The sequence below is a fragment of the Bacillus sp. K2I17 genome (assembly GCF_002209985.1).
Taxonomy (GTDB): Bacteria; Bacillota; Bacilli; order Bacillales; family Bacillaceae_G; genus Bacillus_A; species Bacillus_A wiedmannii.
This window is the reverse complement of the sequence record NZ_NJGF01000025.1, coordinates 27,189-46,695: the sequence shown is the minus strand read 5'-3', so window position 1 is coordinate 46,695 and position 19,507 is coordinate 27,189. Positions and strand designations below refer to the sequence as shown.

Below are 19,507 nucleotides of genomic sequence, written 5' to 3'. Positions count from 1 at the left end.
TATCCAGGTAACAGCTGCTAAATCCGAATAATAAAATTGAATACTAGTATTCAATTTATAATTTCAGAAAGCAAAAAACTATAATATTTTTGAATACTAGTATTCAAAAATAAAAGGAGATTCTACTTATGATTACAATTGATAAAATTAATGCTGAATTATATAGAGCTTATAATATCTTTAATCATCATTTTTTTGAAGGAACATTACCTTCTGCAGCAATTACAATTCAAAGCTCTTATCATCATAAATTGGCAATGGGATGGTGTACTACAAAGGAAATATGGGGCGATAAAGAAGGAAACAATAAATTATACGAGATTAACATTAGCGCAGAATACATAGATTACGAATTCTATGAAACTATGGATACACTTCTCCATGAAATGGTTCACTTGTACAACAAAGTACATGATATTCAAGATACTTCAAGAAATAATACCTATCATAATAAAAATTTTAAGGAAAGGGCTATTAAGAGTGGATTTATGTATGAAACGGATAAACCTGATCCAGTTTATGGTTGGTCCTTTGCAAAACTTAGTGATGAAACAAAAAAAATTATTTCAAAGATGGAGATTGACCAATCTATTTTTACTATTTCTCGGAAGGGACGAGAACAATTTCAACGCATTCAAGAAATAAGTGATACTATTAACTCAATAGAAGCTGCATTAATAGATTCAAATAATAATGTTGCTGTTGCTACAACACCAGCAACCCAGGAAAAAAAGAAAAAAAAGTCTTATTACAGATGGACCTGTCCTGGTTGCGATCTCATTGTAAGAACTACTAAATTAAGTGCAAATATTAAATGTGGTGATTGTAATGAAACTCTGGAAGTAGATGAATAAAAGCAAATGAAAAATCCCTAATGTAATTATTAAAAAACGGATTCTCAGATTCAGTTTTAACAGCGCTTTTACAACTTTTTAATGTATTTATATTAAAGGAACATATAATGCTATATATAGGCTAATAACAATCTTATAATTAAGATCTATGCAAACTATTAAAATAACAATCATAAATATAAGAATTTCAAACAAATTGATTAACAATTATTATATTAGTTGATATAATAATTATTAGCAGCTAGTATATTTTTAAACAGTGTGTATAAACTAATAAAGACAGGATGCGTCAACATCCTGTCCAAGTAACTGCTACCGCAAGGTGGTCGGTTGCTAAATTAAATTATCTTTTTTTAGAACCGCCCTTTCGCTTGCAGGCATTTTTTGAACTGGACCCGAAAAGTTAGACACATATTTAAGCAGCTAATAAGGATTGAATTCTGTATTTTACAGGAGGCAATCCTTTTAATTTTGCCTTAATCCTTTTATTATTGTAATAATAAATATAATTCTCTAGTTCTTCCCTAAAGTGTTCCATACTTTCAAAATCTTTAAGATAAAGTAATTCAGATTTTAATAAGCCAAAGAAATTTTCAATGACTGCATTATCTAAGCAATTTCCCTTACGGGACATACTTTGAGTTATATTATTTTCTCTTAAAATATATTGATACCTATCCATTTGATAGTGCCAACCTTGATCTGAATGAAGGATAGGAGTATCTTCTTTATCCAAGCATTTTAAAGCCTTATCTAACATCCTTTCGACTAGAAGGAATGTAGGGCGTTTCTCAATATTATAGGAAATAATCTCACCATTAAACAAGTCTAGAATAGGAGATAGGTAGAGTTTTTCACCAAACAAATGAACTTCAGTAACATCTGTAACCCACTTTTCATTAGGCTTAGAGGCCTTGAAATCACGCTTTAAGACATTTGGCGCTACCTTCCCAACCTTCCCACGATAAGAGCGGTATTTAGTGATTCTTACCAACGATTTTAACCCTAATTGATTCATTAAGCGAAGGACGGTTTTGTGGTTAATGGTATAGCCCTGATTACGTAATTCAAGTGTGATACGCCTATAGCCATATCGCCCTTGGTGTTCCTGAAAAATCTGCTTAATCCTTTCTTTAACCTCGTTATATTTATCTTCACGACTCATTTGTTTCACCCAGTAATAATATGTACTACGAGCCATTTCAGCCGCTTTAATCAAGTCGATAATTTTATATTCATGCCTTAACTCATATATTATGTGTGCTTTGTCTTTTTCAGAGATTGTTGTTTTTGTTGAATTAAGGCGTGTAACTTTTTTAAATAAGCATTTTCCATGCGTAAGTATTCAATTTCTTTTTGTAAATCATTTTGAGAGTTAATATTTTGTTTTTTCTTAGGTGCAATAGCCTGTTTCTTCTTCACAGTGGAGTACCCCTTACTTGTTTTACGAAGAGCATCTATCCCCTGTGATTCTAGCATTGATCGCCACTTCCTAACGGTACGAGGAGATGGAACGTTGAACATAGCGGCCGCTTGTAGGGGCGAAGCTCCTGTATTGTTCATAAAATTCAATACTTCCATTTTAAACTGCATGTCATACCTTGTACATTTAGAGTTTAAGGACTCTATTCCTTGTTCTCTAGTACGTGCCACCCACTCTTTTAATAACGATATACTGACTTGATATTTTTTGGCAGTCACTTTAAAAGAATCATTTGTATTTAAATAATGTTCAACGGCATTTCTTTTTAATTCGAATTTATATTTTCTAGACATAATAAAACCGCACCTCCAATTGTTAGTTATTTGTCTAACAAATTGGGTGCGGTTCATTTTAGGGGCGGTTCTTTTACGTTTACTGCCGATCTTTTTGACAAGCTTATTTGCATAAGCTGTCACAAATACTGTAAAAAAGATTTTTACAGCATCTTGCAATAAATTAAGTAAAAAATCCATGTAAAGTCACCTCCTTTCTCTCTTAAATAAGAGAAAGGATAGCAACTCGACCGCCCTCACAATATACAATTACTTATTTAAGTTTACCATTTTTATCCCCATACCATCTACTAATTTATCTATTTCAAGTGAAATTCAATAGAAAAATACAAAGATCCTATCTATACCTTGCAACAGGTACAAATAGAATCTCACAAGTAATTATTTTAAGTTTTTCGCTATCGCATATATAACTGGGACACTAACAGAATTACCAGCCTGTTTAAATAGTTGAGTATCTGAATTTACCTGTCTAGCTTTCTCAAATTGTTCATCACTGAATCCCTGTAGTCTCCAACATTCTTTTGGAGTAAGTCGTCTAATTCTATGATTTTTTGTGAGTACTGCTTGATTACAAGCAGTATCTAATGTTTGAGCAACCCTTTTCCCCACTCTGCCTCTCCTAGTTGTACTACCAGGTACAGAAAAATTAATGCTATCACCCATTTTTGCCTCACTATACCCTTTTTTTGTCGCTTCTCTAATACGTACTTTATATGTTTCCATAATACTCTTCCTCCCTTTATCTCTATTTTAAGCTTATTATTTAACTAAAATTTTAGGAGAATCCCCACATGTAAGGGTAGGTGATAGCTTTTTAGGATCATATATATGTCCACTTTTCCCCCACCCACTAGGATTTACATTTCCTAGTTTTCTAATACGAGTCTTTGAGTGATTTTGTCTGACAGGAAATACTTTTCTGGTACTTTGTCGCTGTCTTCTAGAATGTCCAATAATGAATACTCGTTCTCTATTTTGTGGCACTGGTCTTTCTGGAGTTGAGAAATCTTTTGTGTTAAGCAAAGTCCATGCAGCATCATACCCTGCTTCATCCAGGCTAATGAGAATTCTGGAAAAGTCCCATCCTCCGTTAACTGAAAAGAGGTTTTTAACGTTTTCAATGAACAAGTACTTAGGTTTATCCTCTTCTTTTTGGCTTTTGAGAAGTTCAATCGTTTTGTAAAATAGTCCAGATCTTGCTCCTGCAAGTCCGGTTGCTCTTCCTGATGCAATGGAAATATCGGTACAAGGAAATCCGAACGTCCACACATCTGCTTTTGGTATTGCTCCTGGTTTAATATTGTTAATGTCATTTTCTGTCCATTCCCCTTCCGTATTATGTATAGCTTGATATGATTTTCTAGCAAATTTATTCCATTCCACATATCCAATACATTTATGGGATGCTTCCTCCATTCCTACCCTAAAGCCGCCAATACCAGCGAAAAAATCTATAAATGTTAATGACACACAAATCCACTCCTTTACAAATCAATAAGTTAAAAAATGATTGAAACAAAAAAGGCTGCAAACTAGTATTGTGTACTAGCTTGCAGCCTTCGATTTTTTCGTTTCGGCTAACCTTAATGTTTTGGTTTCTCTCATCATAATAGGAATTGAATTACAATATTGTATTTGAATTTCTCCAAAACCTGTGTCCGGTGGAGAAAAAAATGTTGCATCACCCTTCGAATCAATTATGTATATTCCTTCCTTCTTCATTTATCCATCCTCCTTTTAAGAACATGTGTTCTTAAATAATAGTACAATATTTTTACTAAAAGTGCAAATATTTTATTTTAAGTTAAATTTTACATTACTTTTACACTTTTACACTTGTGTAAAAGTATAAAAAGGTGTATTATCTTATTAGAGCTTCTTATACCTAACTTGAAAGGTGGGATTCTATGAATCATAAAGAAAAACAACAATCAAATACGATAGAGGGATACAGTAGGGAAGAACTAGTAAAGCTAAATGAAGACGTATTGTGTTATGCACAAGCAATCAATGGCTTACCAGCTGATCACAAAGATTCTCTACAGAAAAGAGGTTGGTTACTACCTTTTTTATACGGATATGATAGTCTACTTTGGAAAAGGTGGGATTATTGGTTTGATATTATTCACGCTGGTACAATAGAGAGTGCTGGTCCAATACCACAAATTGAATGGGTAACCTCTAATAATAAAGGGTTTGAAACAACTATAAAAATGATTCAAAAGTGTTTAGATTATCATGAAGCAAGTATGAGTACATTTATTCAGTGGTTACACTGGGGATTGGCGTTAACTAAAACCTCCCCAAAAATAACAGAAAAATTGAGTCAGCACTATTATAAACACTTTAATATTTTCTTAATGCAAAAATACCCAAGTGATTATATGTCGATTATCCTATGTGAACAAACAGGAAAGGGATATAAAGAAGGTTTAGGCTACTTTCCAACCCCTTTTCAGCTAAGTATTATGATGACCTACGTAGTATATAAAGACATAAATAACCCTTTAAAACGAGAAGAATATAAACAAAAGACTGTATATGATCCGTGTGTTGGCTGCGGTTCAACATTTCTCCCTGCTTCAAACTATTCTTTAAAAGGGTTTGCTCAAGATGTGAGTAGAACTGCTTTAGACTTACTTAAAATACAATGTATGTTATATGCCCCCTGGTTTGCTTTTCATCCAGAACATATACAAGGCTTTGAGAATAAATCTTTAATGAGTAACGAAAAGCAACTAGAATTTATTTTTTAGATTTTAATTTTACACTTTTACAAAAGTGTAAAAGTGTAAAATTAAAACGTTGAAATCTATTAAATATGAGGTGTCCGTATGAAAAAATACTTAACTCTATATCTAATAATCTTTTGTACCCTATACAGTACTATAACCTTAATAGAGTTCTCACAAACACCTATACTGACAGAAATATTACAAAGAATATTAGCCCCTCTTTCTAAATGGTATATTGGTATTCCTATTGTTTTATGCTCTATAAGTTTTGGTATTTGTAGAATTTTTCAACCTAAATACTCTAAAATCTTCCCGTTTATCGGAATAATGATTTATATGATATATAGCCTTCTAGGGCCAATGTTTAAGCTCTATATGAAACTATAATTTATAACATAAAAACAAATAAAAAAAGAAAGTTCCTTGTTAGCTTGGCGGCACACAGGAACTCTCTTTAAACGATAAAAGATGATAAGGATGATTAAAAATGGCTAACACCCTATATAAGTTAACTACTAGTGAGATTATTTTATCACAAAATCAAAGTAAAAGTGAATCATTCAAAACTTTCTTTTCTTCTGCTTTGAGAAATCAATACCGAAAGTTAAATCTATGGTTTGGAATTGAAGAATGTTTATCTGATCGTATTATTTATTATGGCACTCTATTTCTTATGTCCCTTATTCCAGCTGTTACTTACTTCATTTCCGAACTACTATACTAAATACTTTTTACACTTTTACACTTGTGTAAAAGTGTAAAAAGTATTATAATGTATTTAACAAGACAATAACTAAGGGTGAAAAATAATGAAACACGTTGATACAATAGAAACAGACGGCTGGAACATTTCAGTAAATGAGATCTTTACTAATGGACGTATGCCATATCGTTTAAAAGTAACAAAAATTGAAATTGAAAATGAACAAGCAAATCCAAATGATGCAAAAATTTATTGTGTTGCAGTCGATTTAAAAAATGAAAAAAAATTATTTCATACTGTCGATGTACCAGAAGGTGATTCAAATAGAGCCTGGTATATTAATGAATTCTGGTCTAAATAAAGTGAAACTTTAATCAGTGGGGTTTTTTTTCATCCCCCACCTAACTTCTTTGATTCCGCTGAATTTTGAGGTGGGAGTCTTACTGCCCGTTAGTGCGGGATAAAGATACAAATTATATTCACCTCCCTTCTCAGGTGATGAAAAAAACACTTTAGAGCTTTTAAACTATACAAGTATTAATGTAATAGATTTTGAATTTTGTCGAAAAACGAGGTGATCGATATGCATTTACACATTGCAAGATTTAAAAAGATTGGAAATTTAACAGTTAGGTTTGTAAATGAAAAAGACCAACTTGAAATCAAAGTACACATTAATCATCACTATTACAAGGAAGCAAATATTCAAATCGATCAGCAGCTTCTTATCGATAAGGGAGCTATGAAAAGAAGAGGGGCATTAAAACAAGCTCAGAGTTGGTTACAACGTAATAAACAGTTCGTCGTGGATGTTATCGATAAACAATTTTCAACGTTTTGGTGATTTTATAACAAAAGCATTATTGTATTACAATTTGAATTTTATTAAGAAATGGGGAATGAGAAATGGCTATTGAAGCACATAAATGCAACGTTAAAGGATGTAATGGTCTTGTAGTTTTTGAAAATGCTGATTTTGATTTGCAAAATCCTGACACAATTAAAGGAGTTTATGCACTTGATGATCCTAGTTGTAACGTTTGCGGAAAAGAATTTTTAGTAGTACCTAGCTATTCTGTCATTGAGCTTGATGCAGAAACACAAGAATTTGAAGAAATTGAACCAGCTTGTATTACTGAATGGCAGAATCAAAAATTTTAATCAAAGCGTTAATTGGTAGAGTTTCATCAAATTTGAATTTTGTACAGAAATGAGGGGATAAAATGAATGAGGTCAAAGCGCCAATAGATGAATGCCCTCATTGTGGCTCTAGGGAAGGATATTATACGAAAGTACAAATATCTGGTTCGTCTATTTGGAGACACAATTTCGATGGGAGCGAACGTGAGAACGGAGATTTTCATGATTCTCTAAATTATAAGGGCAGTAAATTTTCGTATTGTATTGATTGTAATAAAAGAATTTTTAAAATGGCTGATTTATAACAAAATAATTATTTAAAAGAGTTCAACCCCTAACGGTGCGTGCAAAGGGGCTGTGATTAACAAACTCTTACTAAAAACACACGAGATTGATGAAGAAAAATAACAATTTATCTATTGCATTATACCACTAAACTAATTTAAATTTCAACTTGATAAATTTTCGTATTTATTCACTTTATCAAAATACCTCTTGTCTGTTCAAAAGCCACTAAAACTTTAAAATAATAGACGCATATTTATAGACCTATATTTGATTGTTCATGTAAAATAAGAACGTACAGAATACCCTATTTTGTATGTGATCCTGCAAGATATAACTTGTGGGATTTTTTATTTTCTTATAATCACATTATCCATAGTTAGAATTACCACATAAAACCCTTCTGTGAAAATATTACATTTAATTACACCCAAACCAACTGGTAACTTTTTATTTTGCTTCTGATGTAAATATTAAATTCAAAATCTCAGCTAAGATTATATCTGATGGAATCATAAATTTATTGGAATTTGATGTACGTCTTGGAGAAAAATTTCTAATAATACCCTTTTGATAATGATCATTAAATATAGCGTATCCTTAACTTTTATATAGCAAATAGATATAGGTTACCACAAACACGAATAGCCCAGTATCAATTTAGGGAAACTGAACCAGGCAATTTTCACATATGTATTGTTAACAAATTAAAAAACAATAATATCCCTATTGTGACATTTTTTCAAACACTTGATGTATATAGGCGCACCAGGCTATGTATGTGTTGATTATTCGTGACGATCTCCTGTTCCTTCTCGACTGAATACACTATGATCAGTAGTTTAACCAATCGAAATTTATGCATAAAAAAGTTTCATTTAACCGCATTATAATTATTCTCAATTTTCTTTCGTTTTATACGTCTAAATTTTAGATGCGGTAAGTTATGGGTAATTTGATAACACAAATACATATTATTGTTTACAAATTCGCTTCTACCAATTCTTTTATAACTTGCAATTCCGCCTCTTGCTGGAATTCTTCTAACTTTGCAAAAATGGTTTCTTCCGTGAATTTTATTTCAGTGCCTTTCATTTCTTTCATCCACATTTGAAACATATTAATAGAACGATTCCGTGATTCTTCAAAAATATAATTTTTATTCTCTTCTAACAAATCATCAAACTCTCTTTTCCATTGCTCATCTAAAGATTTTTGAACCTTTCCAGGAGTTAGACCCAAATGTTCCAATAATCCAACAGCCTTATCTCCTAAAATTAAACGCTCTATTCCATTAACTATTTCTTTTATTTCAGGATCTTTATCCATTTGCTTATATTTAATATTGATAACATCATTATCTTTCATCAAAAAGAACGCCCCCTTCTTGATTAATAGTTCAACATACAAATGTAAATCTCCTATATTAGAATCTCTTTTCAAGATAAATTAAAAACGATCCACAAGAGAGTATTGTATAATTTCTTCCTACAAATTCTGCACATTCATTACCAAAGGTACTCATTTCCAAAACATCCACCATGACTTCTTTTTCAAACTAACTGCTGCTATTTCTTTCTGTGCCGATACAATAGTACGTTTTGCTCCTTGTATCTCTCTGACCATCTTCATAAGATTATCGTCCCTTAACTCTAACCTTTTTTCTATCCTTTCTTCTCGTTCCTCCCGATCTTTCATATCTTCCTTTATTAATCTATTTCTTTCTTTAATGTCCTCTTCAATTAATTTATTCTTTTGATCTATACGATCACCTAGTCTTTTTTCCACTTCTAATAGATTTGCTTGCTGCACCTTATTAATTTCTTCTATCATAGCGCTATATTGTTGTTGATATTGATATTGCATTTGATAAGGACCGGGATCTGATCCCTGGGACTCCTCTTTCTTATTAGCGATTCCAAACTGCTTTGCAATCATTTTCGCAGCTTTTTCTAAAGTCATACCATCTTGCTTACTCAATTCTACTAACTGTTCAATAAGTACAACGTCAAACTCTGTATATTCCCTTCTACCTCGACTATTCTTTCTTACATCATACCCTTCACGTTCAAGGACATCCGAATACTTTCTAAGTGTGCTACCACTCACCCCTAAACGACTATAGACCTCATTGCTGGTATATACTATCTCCGCTTCTGACATAGCGCTACGCCACCTCCTATAAGGAGAATTCCATATTAAAGCTCCAATACCTCTTAATATTCATTGACGAAGCTCGCACAGTCTTTGCTATGTTTTGTCGGAATAAAGGAATTTGAAAATAAATAAAATTTCTTTAGATATTTACTTAAAATATAAGGTCAGGATGAGTATAATCCGAAACATGCAGTAAAAAAAGGAGGATATATTATGAAAAAGAAAAAGAAAAAAGCACATAAAAGAAAGAACAAATCTAGCTTAAAGATTCGTTTTTGGGGTTTTGAACTCTTCTTCAAACATATTTCTTAAATAAACATTTATATTTTTAAAACCTCTTTATAAAAGAACGCAAGTTCGTATATAATAAGAACAGACGTTCTTTTGTTTTAAGGAGGAATCACAGTGTATGACTATTCAATCCTACCGAATAGAATCATCTTATGTGTTGATTTACGTAGCTTTTATGCTTCAGTAAGTTGCATTAAAATGGGTTTAGACCCTATGCATACAAAGTTGGCTGTAGTCGGCGATGTAAATAGAAATGGTTCAATCGTTCTTGCTGCAACACCACCCTTAAAAGCCCTGGGCGTAAAGAAGATGGCAAGGCTCTACGAGATTCCTCGAAGAAAAGATATTCTTGTTGTGAATCCGATTATGGGAACATATATAAAATGCTCTAATTACATAACAAAACTAGCTTTACAATACGTCCCTTATGAGGATTTCCACCAATATTCATGCGATGAATTTCTGTTGGACGTTACTGATAGCATTCATTTATTTGCTAACGACCCATACGAATTCGCTTTGAAATTCAAACGTGAAATATATGAACATACACGCATTGAATGTACGATCGGAATTGGTCCGAACCCTTTAATGAGTAAGGTAGCTTTAGATATTGAAGCAAAGAAAAACAAAGAAGGAATCGCACATTGGAAGTATGAAGATGTCCCAACAAAATTATGGAGCATACGACCACTCAATAAATTTTGGGGCATTTCGTACAAAACAGAAGAAAAATTGAATCGAAAGGGGATACATTCTATTGGGGATTTAGCCAATTACCCCCTTAAATACTTAAAACAAAGCTTCGGCAAGATCGGGGAGGAATTGCACTTACATAGCAACGGTATCGACTTCAGCCGTATTTCGGAGAAATACGTCCCTGCTACAACTTCAATCGGAAAAAGCCAAATTCTAATGCGTGACTATACAATAGAGGAATTCCCAATTGTTCTATTGGAACATATTGAAGAAGTCTGTTATCGCCTTAGAAGACAAAACAAACTTGCTCAAACCGTTCAATTCTCTGTCGGTTATAGCAAGAGTTATAACGGTGGTATTAGAAAAACACATACTTTAAATCGTCCGACTAACCTAACAATGGATATTTATAAGATTTGTACATACTTTTTGCATCAACAATATACTGGAGAACCCATCCGCAGCATAAACATATCCTTAACAAACCTAATCCAAGAAGGGGAAGAACAAATTTCTCTTTTTGATAATGTTACGAAACGAGAACAAGAAGTTAAGTTAACAAAAGTAATGGATGAAATACGAACAAAGTTTGGGAAGAACAGTATTTTACGAGGGATTTCCTACACGCATAGCGCTACAGCTAGACATAGAAACACACTAATTGGAGGCCACAAATCATGAATAATGCTAATATGCCAAAAGGAAGAAAAATGGTCAAATGGACTCCATTTGCCGCATTGACATCTCAATTTGACGGGATACGTGAAATGATTAAGGAGCAAAACAAGGTAACCCGTCCAATCTTAACAACTGAAGAAAAGGAACGAATTGAAAACATGTTATTATGTTCCTTAGTATCTGAAGAGGAAATAATGATTACATATTATGAGGACGGTTATTTGCTCTCTAGTTATATGACCGTTGTTGATATTGACTCGTCAAATAGCGCTGTTGTATGTACAGATGCTTTTCATAACAAGATGAAACTGCTATTCTCTAATATAATAGATGTAAAATAGAATGAATTGATGTAATCACGTTTGCATAATTAAAAAGGAGTGTAAAAATGCAAGGGAATCAGATAAGAAAGGACACAGCAAGAGCAGTTATTCATAATGATATAAATAACTATCCCTTACTAAATATACCTATGATCATTAATGAGAAAGATGGAATGATTTACGAAGTTTTCAGCACTGGTTTTCACATTAATGATTCAGTAGGAATAATTACAACAGACGATTTTTCTACAGCTAGGGTAAACACACCGATCATAACAGTAAAAAACAATGATGGTAGTATTCAAGCATATCGCTTACCTTTAGAATTGGATTATTGGGTACTTTCCTGTATGCAAGCTGCTACTACAGAAAACAACCCATTTCCATGTAAAGTCACTTTCGGAATTATTGACAATAAATTTTATGTAGAATTCAAATAAAAAAGGTCTGCTTATTCAGCAAACCTACCATCAATTATAGCCTTATATTTTTTTGCCTGTTTCAATGTCCAAATAGGTGTAGAAGCAAGGATTTGGATTGGCTCAGGTAATAATGGTCTTACTTTCTTCCCATCTCGTTGTCGAGAAAACTTTGTGCTTAAACGTGCTTTATCCCAACCTAGTATCTCAGCAAACTCTTTTAAACCAACGAGAGGGGGAATTACTCCCCCAGTTCATCGCTCCACGTTTGATAAAAGCCACCGCCAACCGTTTCAAGTACATTATCATCCTCTTGCGGGGGTATTCCATACCAATATGCGGTTGTTATTACTTCGCCATCTAAAGTTTCAATTGTAATTTTTTCTTGCGTGTAAGCTATACCTTCTTCAGCAACTTTTTTAGCTTCACTTAAATCACTTACTTCAACTTCTTCTGTAACACCAGTATGATAGTTTACAATGTATTTTTCCATTTATAACATCCCCTTTAAAAGTGATAACTTTGTTATCTTTATTATAACAGAAATAGATAACTTTGTTAACACTTTAGAGAAATTCATTTAACTATTTCCTTTCTTTTAGGAAAGAGCAAATCCATAGCTTCTACCGTTAAAATCCATTCTCCACGTTGTTTCCCTTCAGGTTTGTAGTATTTAATTTTTCCACCTTTAATTAATTCATCTACTAATTTATTATCTTTACCTCTCTTCAATTTCATCCTCAGAGCATCTTGTGTAATCCCCCAACGATCGCACGCTTCCCTCGGTGTCATAATTTCATCTAGCATAAATAACATCCCCATCACCTCTCGTTACTTATAGGTAACACATAATTTTATTATACGTTACCTATAAGTAACGTTCAACCGAATAAAAAACACGATGAATTCCACATGCGAAAATCAAGCAAATGAAGAACTAACACCCCCTTCTTAAAAACTGAATAATCAGTTTTTTATTTTTCAACAACAACACCTCCTTCAGATAAAACTAATATGGTAAAATTATGGAAATATATACTAATAGGGTGAGGGGATTAATTATGAATGTGCAAACTGTCTCCAAAGGAGAAATAACAAATCTACTAAACAATTGGTATCAATCCATCATTTCACAACATGTACTAAAATCCACGAATTACAAGAAAGAAATTGATAGTAAGATTCATCAAATCGAAGAAGATCAAAATATACTTATCTATTATTCATTACTTGATTTTAGATATAAGTTACTTACACATGACGTTAAAAACTATAAAGATAGTTTAGAAAAGATAAATCGTATACCTGATCAAGCAGATACCTTCCTAAAATACTATCATTGTTTTTTTAAGGCAATTTATTCAATCAATATGGGAGATTACACTTCTGCTAAAGAACAATACGAAGAAGCTGAAACAATATTAAAAGATATTCCAGATGAACTTGAAATAGCTGAATTTAATTATATGTTCGGTTCTTTCCACTATCATATTTATCAGCCACTACCAGCAATCAAATATACTACAAAGGCAAAGGAATTATTTTCAAAGCATACAGGGTATGAAATCAAAGTTGCAGCTTGTAATAACACACTAGGTCTTGCTTGTACTTCCCTCGGTCAGTATGAAAGTGCGGAAGAACACTTCCTTGCGGCTTTAAATACTTTCAACAAACATAACGAGGATAAACTATCTGCGAAAGTGAAACATAATTTAGGATTATTGTATGCAGATCAAAATCTTTCCGAACTAGCAATTAAATACCTAAATGGATCACTTGTAAATAACCAAAAAACATTGTTCTTATTAGCACAGGAGTATTTCAAATTAAATGATACAAACACTGTCAGATTGCATATTGAAAATGGATTAAAAATTTCAAATGAAGAGTACACTCATCATTTCAATATTCTAAAAGGATTAAATGACAATATAAGTACAGATGAATTAGAAGACATCATTTTGGCAGGGATTTGTTATTTTAAGAAAGAAGAGTTATGGAAATACGTAAAAGATTATTCAGCTGTTCTAGGTAATAAGTTTTACGAGTTAAAATCGTATGAAAAAGCGAGCAAATATCTACATATGACAAATGAAGCTGATAAAAAGGCTTCAGAGAAAGGAGCTTTAAAATAATGAAAAAATCTCTATTAATTTTTGCTATTGTCACAGGTTTTTTATCTTTCAGCTTCAGTAACACTACAAATTTACAATCTGTATCAAAAGAAAAAGTAGATTTTGTTCAATATGCACATGGTGAAACTATTTAACAAAATGAAGTGCTAAAAAGTTATGTCATTACCCCCTTATAATGCGTAACACAAATAATCATTATTAAAATAAAAAGAACCCAATATAGGTTCTTTTTATTTTTGCTTGCTATTTTTAACCATTAATCTAACTTTCACTTATTAGTAATGAACAAGAATGTGAGATTACAAATTACAAAACAAACCAATCCACCATAATATTCCAATTGTAAGTAAAATATTGAAATATTTTACAATTAATTATAATATATGTATGAATTTACGGATTTGCTAACTTCCCTAAAATGAATGATAATTTATTAATAGAGAACAAGAAAAGAGGTGTAAAAGTTGAAACTATTTACAAAAAAACAAAAAGCAATAATTATCATTTTTATAGTTTTTGTTGTATTAATTTTCTTAGGGATAATAACAATCAAAACTACTTTATCTGGGGGGAGCATTTACGTAAATTAACAAAATATAGGGGGAATAATGTTGAAAAAACTAGTAAAACCAATCATCTACCTTTTAGCCTTCATACTAACGTTCACAGGTCTTTTTGTGAACCAGTCTTTCGCCGCAACAGAAACAACAACTAACACCATCGAACAACAACAAATCGAATTCGAAAACCACATCAAGCATTTAGCTACAACCGATCCAGAAGCAAAAAAATCATATGAACAATATGCTCAATTAAGTGATGAAGAAAAGAAAGAGTTTGTAAAAGCACTTAATAGTGAAGAGTTTGTAAAAGCACTTCAAGCTACTACAACTTTAAATCCAGGTGAATCAAGATCTTTCAGTAATGGCTCTATCATAGCAAGCGTTGTCGAAGAAGTTAAGCCTCAAAATGAGGCCCCATTTAACACTCTTGCAAGTTATGCAGTTAAAGAAAGAAACGTAACACAAAAGGTAGTTATATTTGGTATTTTCGCTAGTATCTATTGGGTGAAAGTTAGATTTCAACATCCATTAGGCTCAAGAGATGTAACGAAAACATTAAGTGCTGATGTTGGACACACTAATATTAATCCATCAATTATTGTAACCGACATAGGGGCAAACCATTGGGCATCTGCTGGGTGGGCTTTTGCAACTGGTAAATTTAGAATTGCAGCTTCAGGTACTATAGGGACCTGGTCATTTACACATGTTTTAAATTTAAAAGCTGATCCAGAATATACAACTGGTTGGCTTAACTAATATTTTTATAAAAAGCAAAAAAGAGTCCTATTAAATTAGGACTCTTTTACTTATCTCATAGAAACAAATTCACAAATTCTATTAACATTCTTCATCATTTCAATACCTCACTTAAATTAAAACAGATTTAAAAGCTCTTTCATTGCCATTACGCACTTTCCCATCGCCAATAAAAGTTTTGTCATTTCTTCCACAACGTTTGTCATGTTTGACAAAACGAATGCTAGACCCCCTAAACTACCTATCACTGCAAATTTAAATTTAACTACTTTTTTTACAAATCCTTTTAATTTCATAATGAAACCTCACTTTATCGATCAAGTACAAGAAAGGACTAAGTTTTTCTTGCCTAACCTTTTATAGGGAGTTTCACTTGCCACTTCATTTCACTTAATTGTTTTAATTCCCAATAAAATTATGAATTTTTTAAAATTAAAAGTGTCGAGTGTGCATTCGAGTTCGAACCTTCAGTTCGATGTAAAATTTTAACATTCCTAAAAGGTACACTTTAAAGTACAGTATTAATACATACAAAAACAACGTTCATAAAAGCCTTCAACTTATAATAACGAACGTCCTTTTTTTGAACAGGAATTAACGAACGTAAAATGATATAATTAATGAAAAAGAGAGTGATAGGAGAAAGAATATAATGAGTATTAAGAAATTTGGTTATGTTCGTGTAAGTACCAAAGACCAAAATGAGGGAAGACAAATTGAAGATATAAAAAAACATGTAGATAGTGAACGTGATATTTTTATAGATAAAAAGAGTGGTAAAGATTATAACAGAGATCAGTATCAATTAGTAAAAAGGATGTTAAGAGAAGGCGATATTTTATATATTCACTCATTAGATAGGTTTGGAAGAAATAAAGAAGCGATTTTAAAAGAATGGAAAGAAATCACACAAGATATTAAGGCACATATTATCGTATTGGATATGCCATTGCTTGATACAACAAAATATAAAGATAGTCTCGGTAATTTGATTACAGATTTAGTACTACAAATATTATCTTGGCTTGCAGAAGAAGAGCGAACAAAAAACAAAGTACGCCAAAGGCAAGGAATTGAACTAGCAAAAAAAGAAGGTAGACCGTTAGGGAGAAAGCCAAAGGAGATTCCAGAAGAATTTTATGAAGCATACCGTTTGTGGAAAGCTTGTAATATTACAGCAGTACAAGCTATGCAGATGTGTAATATGAAAAAAACTCATTTTTACAAAGTTGTTAAGGAATACGAGGGACAATTTAAAAAATAAATGGGCTTTTTATATCAAAGTTGCTAAAGGAGATTTATTAGATGTTTTATCGATCAAAACACTTTGCACCAGTAATACGTTTTGCTAATGAAGGTTTTTTATCAAAACCTTATAATGCCTCTAATGTATTTCATCATGTACTGCCATTCATAAATATGGAAGTTACAGATTTACAAACAAGTCATCAAATTTTAGAAAATGATACATATATTATTAAGCCAAAAATTGATGATAAACATTGGTCAGGTTGTTTTGCATTTTTAAATGAATATAATCCTAATCTATTTAATGGCCCAATGCAATTCCGTAAAGGCCATAAACGGAATATAAAATATATAAACAAAAATCAGCTTGTATGGGTGAGAAATATTAATTATAAAGATGAACCCTTTTTCTCCAAGTATTATAAAACCTTTATTCATGAAGGAAAGGTATATAAACCTCAAGAATATATATATACAACCCGACAATTTAATAAATTGTGTTGGGTAAAAATGTCTCTACATTTAGCACTAGAAAGAACCCAGCTATATAAAGAGCATTTTAGCAGTGATCTTCCTGAGCGTATTACTGAAATTTACTTAATAGACGAGCAAATTAACAAACTAGTAAAGCCTTATCAAGTGTTTAACTTCTAATTTAACAAAAAATCATAAAAAAAGACGAGAGTTTTTCACTCTCGTCTTCTCTTATTATAACCATTAATAATGACTACAATATACCCATTAATAATATATTACACATTAATTACATTTAGAACTAATCTAACAATGAGAAGTTCATATTATCAATAATCTCTTCTAAAGTAACACCTGAAAGTCTAGTGTATTCCCTAATATCACGCCATATATCCCAAAGACCATCCCATTGAACAAAGTAGCTTATAAGCAAACCGCGATCATTATAGTCTAATTCTTCAATGAAATTTTTTTCTTCTAAGATTCTTATGTGCATAGAAATAGTTTGATCTGCTACTCCTGTCACACCTGGAAGTTCCTCTATATTTATGTATGTACTTTGAGGTTTTTGTCTTTGTAGCATTATTTTAAAAATCGCTCTAGTCTCTGGGGATAATTCCCTTAAATCATCAACTAACTTATTAAATACATTTGCATTTCCTTTAGCGTCTTCCGCAATATATTTCCAATTCATAAATTTGTAGAAGCTCTTTAATGTAGTACAGTATTGATAATCTTGATGTTGTGTTTGATCTGCAATAGTACTAAACAGCTTATTTGCTACATCCCCATATGTTTGTTCGTGTGCTTTTTTTATAGATTGCATACGCTCTACTGGAAATGCTTCTACATCATTTGTTTCAATGTGATGCTCGTAGCATAATAATAATAAATTACTTGCTTGTCTTCGTTCATCGTTTGTTTGATTAGGATTAAATCTCTCACCACCTCGGCTAGCCGCTTCTATGTGACATATTTGTCCTACGACGTTTCCTTTATCATTCAAAATTGTTCTCTCACAACCAGGAAATGCACATCTATTTCCTGATTTTAGATATAATTCTCTTAGGGTTTCTTTTTCTATCGCTAACCTTTTGACTTCTTCCATTTAACTTCTCCCCTTTATATAAATATTCTTACTTTCTAGATTCTATAAATTAAATTATACCAAATATATGAAATTACAGGAGGTAACACAAATGAATAATAATAAGCACGAACAGAGTTATATTAGAATCTATACATTGCGAGATAAAACAGAAAAATCTATCAAGGTTCAGCCGTGGCGAAGTTTTAAAGAAGAAATGCGTGTTCTCGGAATAACAGAATATGATATTTTCCAAGTTCAGTTAGTAAAATCCCCAAATAATAATAAAATTTGATTCACAACTTACCCGTACTTGTTATGCTTCTTTTTTATACTTAAAGTGAAAAATAGAAGCATAAGTTATTATTTTTACACTTTTACACTTGTGTAAAAGTGTAAAAGAGTTTATAATTACTATAAAGACATAAAAATTTTATATAGGAGGTTCTTTCTTAATGAAAATGAGTAACAAAAAATTCATGAAAATAGCTGCCAATCTTGGTATATCTACTGCATTATTAACAGGATGTGTAAGTGATGATGAGATTAATTCACTTGCAACCGATCAAGACACAACTAATGATGTAGGATCTCAAAAACAGTGTTCTTCTAATCAAGTAGATGAAAATGGAAATGAATGTTTTGAAGAGATTCCCACAGAGGGACCCGTAAACCATGCTAATAACAAAGATAAACAGGATAACCCTAGTATTGAACATGATAATGGTTGGAGTTCTGCTTTAGTTCCTTTTGCTGCTGGGTCTGCTGGAATGATGTTAGCCAATTCACTAAATAAAAAAAATCCTGGGCATATAAATAATAATAACAATCATACATATAGACCCCCAATGACACAAAGACCTGCACCAGAAGCTCCAAAGGAAAAAGATAAAGGGCGAGGTTCAAATACAAGTGCTGTTACAAGTGGTGGAGGTGCAAGTAATAAAGGGAACTCAAATAAAAATAATTCAACTAACACCCCTCCTTCTACAAGTAAAAACAGCACAAATGATAAAGTGAATCTAAATAAGGACAGTGCAAATAAAAATAACACATCAACACCTAAAACAAATAATCCTAATCAGTCATCAAAACCATCCACATCAAGTAAAGTATCTAGTGGTTCAAGTGGAATCGGAAATGCAAAAGCCCCAGCTGGATCTTAATTTATAGGAGGT

At 32.0% G+C, this 19,507-nt stretch carries 25 protein-coding genes; 15 read left to right on the top strand and 10 right to left on the bottom strand.

Annotated elements, in window-relative coordinates:
- Nucleotides 1–128 precede the first annotated feature (128 nt).
- Entirely contained in the window at nt 129–854 is a 726-nt protein-coding gene (locus CER22_RS22885) for a SprT-like domain-containing protein (RefSeq protein WP_088609661.1), read from the top strand.
- A 415-nt stretch (nt 855–1,269) separates the two neighbouring features.
- On the opposite strand, the gene CER22_RS22880 is transcribed toward CER22_RS22885, so the two are convergent.
- From CER22_RS22880 to CER22_RS33180, 4 genes are all read right to left on the bottom strand, one after another.
- Nucleotides 1,270–2,630 (bottom strand): IS3-like element ISBce15 family transposase gene (locus CER22_RS22880; protein WP_088609675.1). Its coding sequence is split into 2 segments (ribosomal slippage): nt 1,270–2,174 and nt 2,174–2,630, totalling 1,362 coding nucleotides; the frame shifts between segments, so codons are not numbered across the junction.
- 381 nt (nt 2,631–3,011) lie between these two features.
- A complete protein-coding gene (locus tag CER22_RS22875; RefSeq protein WP_088609660.1) occupies nt 3,012–3,356 on the bottom strand; it encodes a DNA cytosine methyltransferase in 345 nt (114 codons plus the stop codon).
- A gap of 36 nt (nt 3,357–3,392) precedes the next feature.
- A complete protein-coding gene (locus CER22_RS22870) occupies nt 3,393–4,103 on the bottom strand; it encodes a DNA cytosine methyltransferase (RefSeq protein ID WP_088609659.1) in 711 nt (236 codons plus the stop codon).
- Nucleotides 4,104–4,178: 75 nt separating this feature from the next.
- Nucleotides 4,179–4,355: a hypothetical protein gene (locus tag CER22_RS33180; protein WP_179211927.1), complete on the bottom strand. Its 177-nt coding sequence runs from the start codon at nt 4,353–4,355 to the stop codon at nt 4,179–4,181.
- Nucleotides 4,356–4,540: 185 nt separating this feature from the next.
- On the opposite strand from CER22_RS33180, the gene CER22_RS22865 reads away from it, so the two are divergent.
- The 5 genes from CER22_RS22865 (at nt 4,541) to CER22_RS22840 (ending at nt 7,232) form a co-directional block, all read left to right on the top strand.
- Entirely contained in the window at nt 4,541–5,389 is an 849-nt protein-coding gene (locus CER22_RS22865; RefSeq protein ID WP_088609658.1) for a hypothetical protein, read from the top strand.
- Nucleotides 5,390–5,855: 466 nt separating this feature from the next.
- Entirely contained in the window at nt 5,856–6,092 is a 237-nt protein-coding gene (locus CER22_RS22855; RefSeq protein ID WP_088609656.1) for a hypothetical protein, read from the top strand.
- Between the two features lie 85 nt (nt 6,093–6,177).
- Nucleotides 6,178–6,432 carry a hypothetical protein gene (locus CER22_RS22850; protein WP_088609655.1) on the top strand — a complete coding sequence of 85 codons (255 nt, stop codon included), beginning with the start codon at nt 6,178–6,180 and terminating at the stop codon, nt 6,430–6,432.
- 222 nt (nt 6,433–6,654) lie between these two features.
- The gene (locus tag CER22_RS22845) at nt 6,655–6,915 is read left to right on the top strand and encodes a hypothetical protein (protein WP_088609654.1); all 261 of its coding nucleotides are present in this window, start codon (nt 6,655–6,657) and stop codon (nt 6,913–6,915) included.
- Nucleotides 6,916–6,977: 62 nt separating this feature from the next.
- Nucleotides 6,978–7,232: a hypothetical protein gene (locus tag CER22_RS22840; RefSeq protein WP_088609653.1), complete on the top strand. Its 255-nt coding sequence runs from the start codon at nt 6,978–6,980 to the stop codon at nt 7,230–7,232.
- 1,245 nt (nt 7,233–8,477) lie between these two features.
- Here CER22_RS22840 and CER22_RS22825 read toward each other — a convergent pair.
- Together CER22_RS22825 and CER22_RS22820 are read right to left on the bottom strand one after the other, a co-directional pair.
- Nucleotides 8,478–8,864 carry a hypothetical protein gene (locus tag CER22_RS22825; protein WP_088609651.1) on the bottom strand — a complete coding sequence of 129 codons (387 nt, stop codon included), beginning with the start codon at nt 8,862–8,864 and terminating at the stop codon, nt 8,478–8,480.
- A gap of 153 nt (nt 8,865–9,017) precedes the next feature.
- Nucleotides 9,018–9,659 carry a DUF3967 domain-containing protein gene (locus tag CER22_RS22820; RefSeq protein WP_142293539.1) on the bottom strand — a complete coding sequence of 214 codons (642 nt, stop codon included), beginning with the start codon at nt 9,657–9,659 and terminating at the stop codon, nt 9,018–9,020.
- 399 nt (nt 9,660–10,058) lie between these two features.
- On the opposite strand from CER22_RS22820, the gene CER22_RS22815 reads away from it, so the two are divergent.
- Genes CER22_RS22815 through CER22_RS22805 form a run of 3 tightly spaced genes read left to right on the top strand, consistent with a single transcriptional unit; the run spans nt 10,059 to nt 12,084 of the window.
- Nucleotides 10,059–11,324, top strand: a complete 1,266-nt coding sequence (locus tag CER22_RS22815) for a Y-family DNA polymerase (protein ID WP_088609649.1) — start codon at nt 10,059–10,061, stop codon at nt 11,322–11,324.
- Nucleotides 11,321–11,662 carry a YolD-like family protein gene (locus tag CER22_RS22810; RefSeq protein WP_088609648.1) on the top strand — a complete coding sequence of 114 codons (342 nt, stop codon included), beginning with the start codon at nt 11,321–11,323 and terminating at the stop codon, nt 11,660–11,662. The genes CER22_RS22815 and CER22_RS22810 overlap by 4 nt, the downstream gene beginning before the upstream one ends.
- A 47-nt stretch (nt 11,663–11,709) precedes the next feature.
- Entirely contained in the window at nt 11,710–12,084 is a 375-nt protein-coding gene (locus CER22_RS22805; RefSeq protein ID WP_088609647.1) for a hypothetical protein, read from the top strand.
- Between the two features lie 220 nt (nt 12,085–12,304).
- Here CER22_RS22805 and CER22_RS22795 read toward each other — a convergent pair whose 3' ends face one another.
- Together CER22_RS22795 and CER22_RS22790 are read right to left on the bottom strand one after the other, a co-directional pair.
- Nucleotides 12,305–12,556 carry a hypothetical protein gene (locus CER22_RS22795; protein WP_088609646.1) on the bottom strand — a complete coding sequence of 84 codons (252 nt, stop codon included), beginning with the start codon at nt 12,554–12,556 and terminating at the stop codon, nt 12,305–12,307.
- 83 nt (nt 12,557–12,639) lie between these two features.
- Complete coding sequence (locus tag CER22_RS22790) at nt 12,640–12,879, bottom strand: helix-turn-helix domain-containing protein (RefSeq protein ID WP_088609645.1); 240 nt, start codon at nt 12,877–12,879, stop codon at nt 12,640–12,642.
- A 245-nt stretch (nt 12,880–13,124) separates the two neighbouring features.
- On the opposite strand from CER22_RS22790, the gene CER22_RS22785 reads away from it, so the two are divergent.
- Together CER22_RS22785 and CER22_RS22780 are read left to right on the top strand one after the other, a co-directional pair.
- Complete coding sequence (locus tag CER22_RS22785) at nt 13,125–14,198, top strand: Rap family tetratricopeptide repeat protein (protein WP_088609644.1); 1,074 nt, start codon at nt 13,125–13,127, stop codon at nt 14,196–14,198.
- A gap of 677 nt (nt 14,199–14,875) precedes the next feature.
- Nucleotides 14,876–15,520, top strand: a complete 645-nt coding sequence (locus CER22_RS22780) for a hypothetical protein (protein ID WP_256943725.1) — start codon at nt 14,876–14,878, stop codon at nt 15,518–15,520.
- A 116-nt stretch (nt 15,521–15,636) separates the two neighbouring features.
- Here the strand turns inward: CER22_RS22780 and CER22_RS22775 are convergent, their stop codons facing one another.
- The gene (locus tag CER22_RS22775; RefSeq protein ID WP_088609642.1) at nt 15,637–15,816 is read right to left on the bottom strand and encodes a hypothetical protein; all 180 of its coding nucleotides are present in this window, start codon (nt 15,814–15,816) and stop codon (nt 15,637–15,639) included.
- A 356-nt stretch (nt 15,817–16,172) separates the two neighbouring features.
- Between CER22_RS22775 and CER22_RS22770 the strand changes: the two genes are divergently transcribed.
- The gene (locus CER22_RS22770; RefSeq protein WP_088609641.1) at nt 16,173–16,784 is read left to right on the top strand and encodes a recombinase family protein; all 612 of its coding nucleotides are present in this window, start codon (nt 16,173–16,175) and stop codon (nt 16,782–16,784) included.
- 41 nt (nt 16,785–16,825) lie between these two features.
- Complete coding sequence (locus CER22_RS22765; protein ID WP_088609640.1) at nt 16,826–17,422, top strand: hypothetical protein; 597 nt, start codon at nt 16,826–16,828, stop codon at nt 17,420–17,422.
- Between the two features lie 121 nt (nt 17,423–17,543).
- On the opposite strand, the gene CER22_RS22760 is transcribed toward CER22_RS22765, so the two are convergent.
- Nucleotides 17,544–18,350, bottom strand: coding sequence for a hypothetical protein (locus CER22_RS22760; RefSeq protein ID WP_088609639.1), 807 nt, complete (start codon nt 18,348–18,350; stop codon nt 17,544–17,546).
- 91 nt (nt 18,351–18,441) lie between these two features.
- Between CER22_RS22760 and CER22_RS22755 the strand changes: the two genes are divergently transcribed.
- Together CER22_RS22755 and CER22_RS22750 are read left to right on the top strand one after the other, a co-directional pair.
- Nucleotides 18,442–18,624: a hypothetical protein gene (locus CER22_RS22755; RefSeq protein WP_088609638.1), complete on the top strand. Its 183-nt coding sequence runs from the start codon at nt 18,442–18,444 to the stop codon at nt 18,622–18,624.
- Nucleotides 18,625–18,784: 160 nt separating this feature from the next.
- Nucleotides 18,785–19,495 carry a hypothetical protein gene (locus tag CER22_RS22750; RefSeq protein ID WP_088609637.1) on the top strand — a complete coding sequence of 237 codons (711 nt, stop codon included), beginning with the start codon at nt 18,785–18,787 and terminating at the stop codon, nt 19,493–19,495.
- Nucleotides 19,496–19,507 lie beyond the last annotated feature (12 nt).